This window comes from Nocardia jiangsuensis (genome assembly GCF_042650385.1).
Classification (GTDB): domain Bacteria; phylum Actinomycetota; class Actinomycetes; order Mycobacteriales; family Mycobacteriaceae; genus Nocardia; species Nocardia jiangsuensis.
Map to the genome: position 1 here is coordinate 64422 of NZ_JBHSAX010000010.1, position 12309 is coordinate 76730.

General features: G+C 74.5%; 10 protein-coding genes. 6 read left to right on the plus strand and 4 right to left on the minus strand.

All coding sequences use genetic code 11. The features are described from left to right. Window positions 1-22 precede the first annotated feature (22 nt). Window positions 23-3289 (plus strand): AAA domain-containing protein, encoded by a 3267-nt coding sequence (locus tag ACFO0B_RS11250; protein WP_378612334.1) that lies wholly within the window; start codon window positions 23-25, stop codon window positions 3287-3289. Window positions 3290-3394: 105 nt separating this feature from the next. Here the strand turns inward: ACFO0B_RS11250 and ACFO0B_RS11255 are convergent, their stop codons facing one another. Together ACFO0B_RS11255 and ACFO0B_RS11260 are read right to left on the minus strand one after the other, a co-directional pair. Beyond that, window positions 3395-4597: an alanine racemase gene (locus ACFO0B_RS11255; protein WP_378612335.1), complete on the minus strand. Its 1203-nt coding sequence runs from the start codon at window positions 4595-4597 to the stop codon at window positions 3395-3397. A gap of 47 nt (window positions 4598-4644) precedes the next feature. Next, a complete protein-coding gene (locus tag ACFO0B_RS11260; RefSeq protein ID WP_378612336.1) occupies window positions 4645-5124 on the minus strand; it encodes a TetR family transcriptional regulator in 480 nt (159 codons plus the stop codon). A 395-nt stretch (window positions 5125-5519) separates the two neighbouring features. On the opposite strand from ACFO0B_RS11260, the gene ACFO0B_RS11265 reads away from it, so the two are divergent. After that, the gene (locus ACFO0B_RS11265; protein ID WP_378612337.1) at window positions 5520-6272 is read left to right on the plus strand and encodes a tyrosine-protein phosphatase; all 753 of its coding nucleotides are present in this window, start codon (window positions 5520-5522) and stop codon (window positions 6270-6272) included. Between the two features lie 8 nt (window positions 6273-6280). Here the strand turns inward: ACFO0B_RS11265 and ACFO0B_RS11270 are convergent, their stop codons facing one another. Together ACFO0B_RS11270 and ACFO0B_RS11275 are read right to left on the minus strand one after the other, a co-directional pair. Next, on the minus strand, window positions 6281-7528 hold the full coding sequence (locus ACFO0B_RS11270; protein WP_378612338.1) for a class I adenylate-forming enzyme family protein: 1248 nt from the start codon (window positions 7526-7528) through the stop codon (window positions 6281-6283). A 91-nt stretch (window positions 7529-7619) separates the two neighbouring features. After that, window positions 7620-8414: an enoyl-CoA hydratase/isomerase family protein gene (locus ACFO0B_RS11275; RefSeq protein WP_378612339.1), complete on the minus strand. Its 795-nt coding sequence runs from the start codon at window positions 8412-8414 to the stop codon at window positions 7620-7622. Window positions 8415-8467: 53 nt separating this feature from the next. Here ACFO0B_RS11275 and ACFO0B_RS11280 point away from each other — a divergent pair, with 53 nt between their 5' ends. The 4 genes from ACFO0B_RS11280 (at window position 8468) to ACFO0B_RS11295 (ending at window position 12229) form a co-directional block, all read left to right on the plus strand. Beyond that, window positions 8468-9496: a glutathione S-transferase family protein gene (locus ACFO0B_RS11280; protein ID WP_378612340.1), complete on the plus strand. Its 1029-nt coding sequence runs from the start codon at window positions 8468-8470 to the stop codon at window positions 9494-9496. Between the two features lie 104 nt (window positions 9497-9600). Further along, on the plus strand, window positions 9601-10386 hold the full coding sequence (locus ACFO0B_RS11285) for a hypothetical protein (RefSeq protein WP_378612369.1): 786 nt from the start codon (window positions 9601-9603) through the stop codon (window positions 10384-10386). Further along, on the plus strand, window positions 10383-11450 hold the full coding sequence (locus tag ACFO0B_RS11290; RefSeq protein WP_378612341.1) for an ATP-binding cassette domain-containing protein: 1068 nt from the start codon (window positions 10383-10385) through the stop codon (window positions 11448-11450). Before ACFO0B_RS11285 ends, ACFO0B_RS11290 begins: the two co-directional genes overlap by 4 nt. Beyond that, a complete protein-coding gene (locus tag ACFO0B_RS11295) occupies window positions 11447-12229 on the plus strand; it encodes an ABC transporter permease (protein ID WP_378612342.1) in 783 nt (260 codons plus the stop codon). Before ACFO0B_RS11290 ends, ACFO0B_RS11295 begins: the two co-directional genes overlap by 4 nt. The last annotated feature ends 80 nt before the right edge of the window (window positions 12230-12309 follow it).

Below are 12309 nucleotides of genomic sequence, written 5' to 3' on the forward strand. Positions count from 1 at the left end.
CGACGAGACAGGAGGGCCGCGTTTGCTCGTCATCGGTGACGTGGTCGTCGCCGCACCGGCCGACCTGATCGCTGCCGCGCGCTGCGAGTTCGCGGTGCTGCGCGCCCTGGACGCCGAGACCGCCTCGCCGCGCGCGGATTCCGCCGCCGAGCTGGATCGGTTGCTGGCCGGGAACGAGCGCACGCTCGCCGCGCTGCGCAGCGGGGCGGCCGAGCTCACCGACGCCGTGCTCTTCGACGGCCGCACCGCCGCCACCGCGGAGCGATTGGTCCGCGCCGACCACCGGGTGCGGTACACCCCGGTCACCGCGGGCGGCGCCGATCCGGTGCGCGCCGCGCTCGAGCTGGCGGCCTGCGCCGACCTGCTGAGCGCCGCGGGCGCGCTGCCCGCGCCGGTGCTGCGGATCGGCGGCACCGAGCTCCCGCTCGACGCCGCGCTGCCGGTCTACCTGGCGCGGCGGGAGCGCTTCGAGCACATCGCCACCGAGCAGTCCGCCGAGCTGCTCCCGGTGCAGTGGGGCGACCCGCGCTACCTGGCCTGCGGGCGCTGCGGTGCCTGCCGGGCGGCGGCGCGCACCGCGCGCGACGTCGGGCTGGTGGCCGGGATCGACCCCGGCACGGCGGCGCTGCTGCGCGGGGCCGGGATCGGCACCGTCGACCGGCTGGCCCGCTCCACCGCCGAGCTGCCCGGGCTGCCGGTGCGCACCGCGACCGCGCTGCGCAGGCAGGCGCGGGTGCAGGTGCGCGCGGATGCCGCCGGGCACCCGGTCACCGACACCGCGGGAGCCGACGCGCTGGCCGCACTCCCCCCGGCGACGCCGGGCGATATCGGGATCGCAACCGCGCCCGGCCCGGCACTGCTCGTGGCGGGGCAGGACTTCGCACTGCGAATACCATTCGGCGCGAACGGATTACGGCCGGTCCTCGAGCGGCTGCGGGCCGAGATCCCCGGCGCGCACCTCTACCACCACGGCGCCGAGGTCCGCGCGCTGCTGTACGCGCACCAGACCGGCCCCGGCGACGAGGAGCTGCTCGAGGAGCTCTTCGCCGCGGAGGCCGTGGTCGACCTCGCTCCCGTCGTGCGCTCCACCCTGGTCCTGGCCGGCGAGCCGGAACCGCCCCCCGAGCCGCTCCGGCCCGGCGTCCGGGCACCGGTCTACCGCGTCGCCCAGGTGGCCGCCGCCCTGGACCGCCTGGTCCCCGTGGCCCCCACCACACCCGGCCCGCCGCACGACGCCCCCGCGCCCGCGCCCGGCGGACCGTACCCGCCGGCCACGTCCGACCCCGCCGCCCCGGGATCCGGCCACCCTTCGGACCACCCCGCACAGGGCGGCTCGGCCCCTGTCGCGCGCACCGAACCCGCCGCGGAGACCGACGCCAACGGCGTCCTCCGCATCCGCGCCGCCCTGCGGAGACTCGCGGACCGATACGGCATCCGGCCGCGCCCCCCGCTTCCCCGCGCGCCCGACCCGGACGGCCCCTCCTCCCTGGAGGCCGCCCTTGCCGAATTCGCCCGCGCCCGCGCCGATTCCGGGCACCCGGCGGCGCTGCTCGCCGAGGCGCTCGGCCACCACCGCAGGCAGCGCGGCCCGCTCTGGGACGCGCACCGGGCGCGCCGCGCCGACCCGGTGGCGGACTGGGCCGACGAGCCGGGCGTGCTCGTCGCCGAGTGGGGCACGGTGGACACCAAGTGGCACCGCCCCCCGCACGGCACCGGGCTGCGCCGCTACCTCACCCTCACCGGCCGCTTCGGCACCGGCGCGGGCAGCCGCCTCGGCTCCACCGTCCCCGCTCCCGGCACCCCCGTGCACGCCTACTACGACCAGCCCGACCCCGCCGCCCCCGGCCTGCGCACCGTCACCGCCGCCGTGGTGCTCGGCTGCTCCCCCGACACCGAGTTCGCCGACACCGTCCGGCTGGAGGAGGTGCTCCCCGAGGGCAGGGAGCCCTCCGATGCCATGCCCATCGCGCTGGCCCCGCGCCCCCCGCACCCGGACCCCGCCGTCGACCGCGCCCTGGAGGAGCTCGCCGACGCCGTCCTGGTCACCCTGCCCGACATGCCGACGGGCGCCCCCTTCGACCTGCTCGCCCGCCGCCGACCCCGGCTGCGCGGCGGCCTGCCCGGCCTGCCCCCGGTGCACGGCGACCACGCCGCCGCCATCACCGAGGCCGCGCGCGCGCTCGACGATTCGGTGCTCGCGGTGCAGGCGCCGGCGGGCACCGGCAAGATCTCCACCATCGCCCGGGTGGTGGCCAGGCTGCTCACCGGGGATCGGTGGCGGATCGGCATCACCGCGCCGGACGGCCATCGCACCGTCGAGCAGCTGCTCGACGCCGTCGTGCGCGCCGGTGTGCTCCCCGAGCTGGTGGCCAAGAAGGACGCGATCTCGGTGGCCCCGGAGTGGGCGGTGATCGACGGTGCCCGCTACCCGCGCTTCCTGGAGACCGCCGTGAACGGCTGCGTCGTCGGCGGGCTCCCCGCCGACTTCGCCGATCCGGCGCAGGTGCCGCGCGGCGCGCTCGACCTGCTCATCGTCGCCGATGCGGGCCGCTGCGCCCCGGCCGAAGCACTGGCCGCCTCGGTGAGTGCCCGCTCCCTGCTGCTGCTCGGCGACCTGGAGCACGCCGGGCCGCCGCGCTCGGCGCTCGGGCTGCGGATCGGGCCGCACCGGACCGTCCCGGCCGCCACCGGCTATCTGCTCGACCGCACCTGGCGGCTGCACCCGGCGGTCTGCGGCCCGCTCTCCGCACTCTGGTACGACGGGCGGCTCAGCGCGGCGCGGACCGTGACCGGCGGCCGCGCCCTCGACGTCGTGCCGCCCGGCATCGAGACCGTGCTCATCCCGCACCGCGGCCACAGCACCGTCTGTGAACCCGAGGCGCGGGAGGTGGTGCGCCGGGTGCGCACCCTGCTCACCGGCACCTGGACCAGCGGCGGCGGTGCCCGCAGGCTGCACCCGCACGACATCTTCGTGGTGGCCCCCTACGGCCCGCAGGTGGCGCTGATCCGGACCCTGCTGGAGCGCGCCAGGATCGACGACGTGCTGGTCGGCACCCCGGAGCGGTTCCGCGGCAGGGAGGCGGCGGTGGTGCTGGTCTCGGCGACCGTCTCCGCGCCGGTGGACGCGCCCGGCGCGGTGCGCGCGCTGGTGGCCGCCCGGGTGCTGCGCGCCGCGCTCGGCCGCGCACTGTGGCACGCCACCATCATCCGCTCACCGCTGCTCACCGAGTACCTGCCCGCCGACCCGGCCGAACTGGCCGAACTCTCGGCGCTGCTGCGGCTGCGCTGAATTCGCCCACACATTTCCAGCCGGAAGTTCGTGCGCACTACCCGTCAGTCGCAGATAAATGGACCAATCGGTATGCGAACAATTCTCACCACGACCGGACCGAATTCAGCCGAAGCACTTTCCTTCGCCGCGATAGGTCGGCACCTCGGTGCGGCCGCCGTCGGCATCGACGAGGAACAACCGGTCGAAGCGCTCGCACAGCTCGCCCGCCTTGGCGTGCCGGAACCAGACCCGGTCGCCGAGCCGCAGCCCGCGCGCCCCGGCCAGCGGGGTCTGCACCTCGCCCGCGCCCTCGGCCCCGAGCAGCCGCAACCGCCCCGGCCACACCGGCTTCGGCACCCGGGAGTCACCGGGCGGGCCGGAGGCGATGTAGCCGCCGGCGAAGACCGTCGCGATCGACGGCGTCGGCCTGCGCAGCACCGGGAGCGCGAAGTAGAGCGCGGGCCGCGGGGTGAAGGAGCGGTAGTTGTCGAAGAGCGTCGGCACGTACAGCCCGGACCCGGCGGTCACCTCGGTGACCGCCGCGCTACCCGCACTGACCTCGATCGAGCCGGTACCGCCGGCGTTCACGATCTCCAGCTCGCCGACGACCGCGCACACCGCGTCGACGACCCGTGCGCGCCTGCCCCCGATCTCCGCGGCCGAGGCCCGCTTCACCAGCCGCACGGCCGCGTTGGCATCCGGCAGCCCGGCGATCTGTGCCTCGTAGGTCATCACCCCGACCACGGCGAACCCCGCCCGCTTCGCGGCGTACGCCAGATCCGCGGCCCGATCGGGGGTGCGCAGCGGGGAGCGCCGTACGCCGAGGTGCAGCGGGCCGATCCGCAGCGAGGCATCGACGTCGAGGCAGACCCGCAACCCCGCGCGGTTGCCGGTGGCGGCGGCGATCAGCTCCAGGTGCGCGGGGTCGTCGATCATCAGGGTGACGGCGGCGCGGGCGGCGGCGTCGGCGGCGAGCTCGGCCAGCGCGGCGCGGTCCACCGTCGGGTAGCCGAGCAACACATCCCCGGCACCGGCCCGGACCAGCCACAATGCCTCGCTGAGCGAGTAGGCCATGATGCCGCGGAAGCCGCCGGCGGCGGTCAGCCCGGCGCCGAGCACCTCCTCGAGCACCGCGCGGCAGCGCACGGATTTGCTCGCCACCCGGATCGGGATGCCGCCGGAGCGGCGCACCAGATCAGCGGCGTTGGCGCGCAGCCGACTCAGGTCGAGCGCGGCCAGCGGGGGGTCGAGATCGGCCGTCGCGGCATGCAGGCGGGCGATCGGCGGGGTCGCGGCCGCGGGCCGCGCGAGGTCGATGGCGGGCACCTGCCTACTGAACCACCCAATTGGTCAAACGTCCAGCAAAGCGCCGATCAGTTCTCGACGGCGCGCGCGGCCAGGCTGCTCACCAGGTCGTCCAGCACGACGAGCATGGTCTCGTCGTCGCAGTCGGCGAGCCAGCGCAGCACGGTGCCGTGCAGCACCGAGACGGCGTACGCGGCCACCGCCTGCACCGGCTCCAGCCATTTCATCCCGGAGCGCTCCGCGCACAGCTCCAGGAAGGCGACCATCTGCCGATCCATCTCGGCGAAGATCCCGCCCGCGCCCGCGCTCGGCAGGCAGCCCGCGCCCGCCTCCCAGCGCAGCCGCAGCGACTGCAGGGTGCCCTCATAGGCCTGCACCTGCTTGAATGGCGCACCCTTGACCAGTGGCCAGTACGCGCTCATCCCGGCGTGCAGCAGCACCCGGAGGCCGCGGACACCGCCGTGATCGAGTGAAGCGGCAGCCTGCTCGACCGCTTCGGAGATCGTCGGCCGAAGCCGGGTCTTCACCATCTCTCCCCGTACGCTCAACAACGACTCCCTCGACAGAACTGGAGCACCGGAAACCGAACGCTCATCCCCGAAATTGCGAGACTCCCGGCCTATCATCCGGCAATGGTAAGTGCTTTCGGGGTTTGAGCCCAGCGCTCACCGGTTATTCCAGACTAAAAGAATGTTTTGTTATCCAACCGGAACGCCTTCGCAATCGACCATGCTCGCCGCCATCCCCGCGGGGAACATGCTCCGGGCCGTCGGCAACCGACGGCCGACGTGGGCAGATCACCGGTACCGCCACGTCGATCGACCACTCTACGGGCGAATCCGGACCACGCTGTCCGGATGTGCGCGATGCCACAGGCTACCTCGATCCGTTGCATCGCGCGCACCCCGGCCGCGACCCGGCACCACCCGTTAGCCTGGGCAACGTGACCGTCTCGCCCTCCGCCGATCATCTCCGGCTCTCCGGCACCTTCAACTTCCGTGACGTGGGCGGGCTCCGCACCACCGGAGGCGGCACCGTCCGCCCCGGGGTGCTGCTCCGCTCCGCCGCACTCGCCAACCTCGACGCCAGGGGGCTCGCACTGCTCCGCGATCTGGACGTCACCGCGGTGCACGATCTGCGCGGCCTTCGTGAGATCGATCACTTCGGCGCCGACGTCGTCCCGGACGGTGTTCGCGTCGCCGTCACCCCGTTCGACTCCAGGATGGGCGAGGCGCCGCCGCACGACGCCACGCAGGCCGAGACCGCCCGCACGCACATGCTCGAGGTATACCGCCTCTTCCCGGCCATGCCGGAGGCGAACCTGGCCATTCGCGAGCTGGCCGGCTCGATCGTGACCGGCACCGGGGCGACCCTGGTGCACTGCGCGGCGGGCAAGGACCGCACCGGGTGGGCGGTGGCCACGCTGCTGCGCGCGGTCGGCGTCGCGGAAGACGAGGTGGTCACCGACTACCTGCGCAGCAACGACGCGGTGCCCGCGCTGCGCGAGATGATCGCCGCCGCGGGAACCGAGCAGAACACCGAGATCTCCGACGACCTGCTCGGCGTACGCCCCGAGTACCTGGCCGTCGCCACCGATGGCGTGCGCGAGTTCCACGGCCATCCGGAGCGCTATTACACCGCGCTCGGCCTCACCGACGAGCTGCGCGACAAACTGCGGGCCCGCCTGCTCGACTGACAGCTCGCTCAGCGCGCGACGCCGCGCCGGACCAGTCCGTCCGGTTCGATGGTGACCAGGTCGCCGGTGTGGAACCAGGTGCCGGTGAAGCGGGCCGCGGTGGTCGCCGGGTCGTTCCAGTAGCGCCGGGTGACATTGGGCCCGCGGCACAGCAGCTCGCCGCGGCCCGCGTGCGCGCGCGGCCCCCAGAGCGCCAGCTCGGTGCCGCCGAACGGGAAGCCGAGCACGCTGCCCGCCGCGGAGAACGCCGCCGCGTCGGCCGTGTCCTCGGTCGAGAGCCCGATCCCGCTGGTCTCGGTCGCCCCCCAGACCGACCACTGCCTGGCCTCGGGGAAGGCCGCGCGCAGTGCGTCGGCGAGCACGCCGGGTGCGGCGGCCCGGTCCGCCCGGTGCCCGGCCTTGCTGATCCTGGCCACGTGCTCGCGGCCGGCCCCGCCCGCGGTGAGCGCGGGCAGCAGCTCGGTGAAGATCCGCGGGGTCGCGGAGACCATGTCCACCCGCTCGGTCTCGATCGCCTCGGCCAGCCGCCCCCGATCCGGGGCGAGCACCACCGTCCCGCCGACCGCGAAGGTGGGCAGCACCTGGTCGACGCAGCCGCTCGCGTGCGCCAGCGGCAGCAGCACCAGGTTGCGCAGCCCGTCGGTGGGCAGGTCGAGCGCGGAGACCACCGAGCGGATGGCGGAGAGCAGGTTCTCGTTGGTCAGCTCGACCCCGCGCGGGGCGGGCGAGCCACTGGTGTAGCAGAGCAGGGCGAGGTCGTTGAGCGCGGCGCCGTCGTCGATGAAGGCGGCGCCGTCCGGCATGCCGGACTCGGCGGAGTTCCTGATGCCGCCGGTGCCGAGCACGAAGTCGGCGCTGCTGTCGGCGATCACCCGTGCCGCGGCGGCGGCGGGCAGCGCGGCGTCGACCAGGACCGGCACCGCGCCGCTGAGCAGCGCGCCGAGGAAGGCCTGCACCCAGCGCGCGCCGCCGGGCAGGTGCACCGCCACCCGGTCGCCGTAGCCGATGCCGTGCTCCTGCAGTCCGCCCGCGATCCGCGAGGCCGAGTGCCACAGCTCCCGGTAGGTGAGCCGCGGCCCGCCGATCTCCACCACGGCCTCGCGGGTGGAGAAGGCGTGCGTCTGCAGGTCGAGCAGCTCGGTGAGCGCCGGGGTCAGGTTGCCGTAGCGGAGCACGCCGTCCGCGCCGCGGGCGAGCGGGTTGTCGCAGACGTGCTGCGCCGACCACGGGAATTCGACGATGAACTGCTGCGACATGGATCCTCCGGCGCCTCTACCGACCAGGCACCTCCGACTATATGACCCACATCACAATCTCGTGGCGATAGGCGGAGAACGTGTCCGCCGATCACCGCCCGGTGTAGGTCGCCTTCCCCGGCCCCTGCTCCAGGAAGCTGCGCACCCCGCCGCGCAGATCCGCGGTGCCGAAGAGCGCGCCGGAGACCTTCGGCGTCACCGAATCCGCGTGCGCGACACCGCCGGAGCGCCAGGCGCCGATGATCTCCTTGGTGGCGGCGTGCGCCCGGGTCGGGCCGTCGGCCAGCCGGGTGACGAGTGCCTGGGCCGCCGCCTCGACGTCCTCGTGCACCCCGTTCACCACGCCCCACTCGGCCATGGTGGTGGCGGCGTAGAGATCGCCGGTCATGACGAACTCGCGGGCCCGGCCGGAGCCGGCGCGCTCGGCCAGCCGCTGCGGCCCGCCCATCGACGGGGTCAGCCCGACCACCGTCTCCACCAGACCGAACCTGGCCGTCGGCGTCGCCAGGATGATGTCGCAGGCCAGCGCGATCTCGAAGGCCGCGGTGAGGGTGAGGCCGTGCGCGGCGAAGACCACCGGGCAGGGCAGCGCCTCGAGCGGCGCGATGATCGTCTCGAAGAGCGAACGCCACAGCTGCGCGCCCTGCTCGACCGTGAGCCCGTCGAAGACGTGCACGTCGACCCCGCCGGAGACCACCTTGCCCTCGGCGCGCAGCAGCAGCGCGCGCGGCGGGCGCGCGGTGAGCTCGGCGATATCGGCGACCAGCGCGTCGAACAGCGGCTGGTCGAAGAGGTTCAGCGGCGGGTTCGCCAGGGTGAGGACGGCGAGCTCGGCGCCGGCATCGGTGCTGCGGCGTTCCAGGCGTGTCGGTTCGGTTCCGCTCATGTCGGGAGAGCGTAGGCGGTGGGTTCCCGGCCGGGCGTGCCAGACTGGGCCGCGTGACCACGTCGGCAGAGGATCGCTCCGGTTCGCAGGGCAGTTACGTGGAGCCAGGCGAGTTCAAGAGGGACACCAACTACATCACCACCCGGATCACCGCGGACGGCCGCGACGGCTACCCGGCCGAGGCCGGGCGGTACCGGCTGGTCGCGGCGCGGGCCTGCCCGTGGGCCAACCGGACGCTGATCGTGCGCAGGCTGCTCGGCCTGGAGGACGCGCTCTCGCTCGGGCTCTGCGGTCCCACCCACGACAAGCTGAGCTGGACCTTCGACCTGGACCCCGGCGGCGTCGACCCGGTGCTCGGCATCCCCCGGCTGCGCGACGCCTACCTGGCCCGCTTCCCGGACTACCCGCGCGGCATCACCGTGCCCGCCGTTGTCGAGATCGCCACCGGCCAGGTGGTCACCAACGACTACCCGCAGATCACCCTGGACTTCTCCACCGAGTGGACCGAGTTCCACCGCGACGGCGCGCCCGACCTCTACCCGGCGCACCTGCGGGACGAGATCGACGAGGTCGCGCACCGGAACTTCACCGAGGTCAACAACGGCGTCTACCGCTGCGGCTTCGCCGGCGACCAGGATGCCTACGAGCGCGCCTACGCCCGGCTGTTCACCCGGCTGGACGAACTCACCGAGCGGCTCGCCGGGCAGCGCTACCTGGTCGGCGACACCATCACCGAGGCCGATGTCAGGCTCTTCACCACGCTGGCCCGCTTCGACCCCGTCTACCACGGCCATTTCAAGTGCAACCGGACCAAGCTGAGCGAGATGCCGGTGCTCTGGGCCTACGCCCGCGACCTGTTCCAGACCCCCGGCTTCGGCGACACCACCGACTTCGGCCAGATCAAGACGCACTACTACGCGGTGCACCGGGACATCAACCCGACCGGGGTGGTCCCGGTCGGCCCCGACCTGGCGAATTGGCTGGCCCCGCACGGCCGCGAACAGCTCGGCGGCCGCCCGTTCGGCGACGGGACGCCGCCGCCCCCGCCGCGCGCGGGCGAAGAGGTTCCGGCCCTCGGCTGAGCGCGGAACTCCGCGGGCTGGGTACTTCGTTGTCGAGGGGAGCTGTGTCGGCACCGTGCCCTACAGTTCCAACCAGCCGAGCGGGACAGGAGGAGACGGCCGTGATGTTCAAGGACGCCTTCGAGAAGACGGTGGTACAGCTGCTCGACACCGGTTCGCGGCTACAGGGCCCCGCGGTGGCCAAGTACGTGGACCGGCTGCGGCGCGCCCACCCCGACGAGACCCCGGCGCAGATCATCCAGCGACTGGAGAACCAGTACCTGATGGCCGTCACCGGTAGCGGCAGCGCGGTCGGCGCGACGGCGGCGGTGCCCGGCGTCGGCACGATGGCCGCGCTGGCCGCGGTGAGCGCGGAGACCACCTTCTTCATGGAGGCCTCCGCGGTGTACACGCTCGCGGTGGCCTCGGTGCACGGCATCACCCCGCAGGCGCAGGAGCAGCGCCGCGCGCTGGTCCTCGCGGTGGTGCTCGGCGAGAGCGGCATGGACATCGTGCAGAAGTCCATCGGCCACTCGGCCAAGAACTGGGGCACCGCCTTCGCCAAGCAGATCCCCGGGCTGCAGACCATGAACGACTCGCTGCTCAAGCGCTTCGTCGTGCGGTTCATCACCAAGCGGGCCGCGCTGATGGCGGGCAAGGTGGTGCCCGCGGGCATCGGCGCGGTGATCGGCGGGCTCGGCAACCGGGCCCTCGGCAAGACCACGATCGACAACTCGCGCAAGGCATTCGGGCCCGCGCCGACGCACTGGCGGGATGCCCCGCTGGTGATCGACGCCGATCCGCTGCCCGCCGTCGACGCCGGCCGGAGCCAGCGCAAGTCGCCGCCGGCCCGGGCCGCCGGGCACCATCCGACGCCCACCCGCAAGCCGCACCCGCCGACGGCGCGATGACCGGAGGTATCGGCGTCCGGGCCGCCGCGGAGACCGGGACGGGCGGCTCGGCCGCAGGGGACCTCGGCGCGGACGCGGCTCTTGCGGTGCGTGGGCTCGCCGTCCGGTACGGCGCGAGCACCGCGCTGGAGGACGTCTCGTTCGCGGTGCCCGCAGGTACCGTCACCGCGGTGGCCGGGCCGCCGGGGTCGGGCAAATCCACGCTGGCCCGCGTGCTGCTCGGGCTGCGCGCACCGACGCACGGCTCCGTCGCGGCCTTCGGCGCGGCACCGCGCACCCCGCACACCGTGAACGGCGTGCTCGTCCCGCGCGGGCTGCCCGCCAAGCGCCGGGTCCGCGACCACCTGCTCGCCTACGCCGCCGCGGCCGACGTGCCGGACGGGCGCGCCGACGAAGTCGCCGCGCTGGCCGGGCTCGGCGACGAGACCCGCACCAGGATCGAGGTGCTCGGCCTCGGCGAGCAGACCAGGCTCGCCATCGCCACCGCGCTGCTCCCCGACCCCCGGGTGCTGGTCCTGGACGACCCGGTGGACGGCCTCGACCCGGCCGAGCGCAACTGGCTCGCCGAACTGCTGCGCGCGCACGCCGCCCGCGGCGGCGCCGCGGTGATCACCGGCCGCAGCCTGGCCGCGCTGCTGCCCGCCGCCGACGCACTGCTGCTGCTGGCCGGCGGCGCCGCCGTCTACCAGGGCACCCCGGCCAAGCTGCGCCGCGGCTACCCGGACCGGCTGATCGTCGACGCCGCCACCCCGGTCGCGCTCGCCACGCACCTCGCCGCGCGCGGCTACACCGACGCGGTGATCCGCCCGGACGGCAGGCTGGCGGTGGCCGAGGCCACCGAGGCGGTCATCCGCGAGGCCGCCGGGGCCGCGCAGGTGCGCATCGCCGCCGTCGTCCCCGACCCCATCCACCCGGACCGGGTACTGGCCGCGCTCACCGACCGCGCCGCCACCGCGCCGCGCCCGCCCGGCGGCATCTCCGGCGTGCTCTCCCCGTTCGCCGGACACGCCGCCGTCGGTGCCGGGCGCGTGGAACCGCCCGCGCCGTACGGTGTTTCCCGATGATCGATTACCTGCCGACCGAGCTCCTGCCCGCGCTCCGCTCCGAGCTCCGCAAGATCCTCGGCGTCCCCGGGATCGGCTCGGCCGCCGCCGTCGTGGCCGGCGCCGCGCTGATCTCGACCGTCGCCGCCGCGCTGACCGCCGGGCCGCTCGACCCCACCGGCGAGCCCGCCACCGGCGCCGCCTCGATAGGGCTCTACCCGGCCTTCGCGGTGGCCGCCCTCGCCGCCGCGGTGCTCGGCGTCTTCGCCACCGCGGGCGAGTACTGGAACGGCGGCATGCCGACCACCGTGCTCTTCACCCCGAACCGGGATCGGCTGGCCGCCGCCAAGCTGGCGCTGCCCGCCGCGGCCGGGCTGGCCGCCGCCGTTGTCACCGCACTGATCGGGGTCGGCGTGCTGGTCGGGCTCGGCCGCGGAAAGGTCGAGTTCGGGCTGAGCCTGGTCGCGGTGTTCGGCGGCGGGCTCTTCTCGGCGGTGTGCTGGGCGGTGATCGGCGCCGGGCTCGGGCTCGCGCTGCGCAGCGTGGCTGCCGCGCTCGCGGTGCTGCTCGGCTGGCTGGTGCTGCTGGAGCCGCTGATCTGGCTGGTGGCGCGCGCCGCCGAGGTCGAGGGGCTGGTCGCGCTGCTGCCCGGCTCGGCGACGATCTCCACCGTCGCGGTCGGTGCCTTCCCGGAGAGCGGCTTCCTGGCCCCGACGCCCGCGGCCTACGTGGTGCTGCTGCTCTGGGCCGCCGGGCTCGGCGGTTTCGGCTGGTGGACGCTGCGCGAGGCCGAGCTCTAGGTTCTCCCCCCGCCGCCGGGGAATTCAGGTGTCGGTGCCGATCGTTAACGTCGGTGAAGTACCCGCGCACCCGAGGAGGC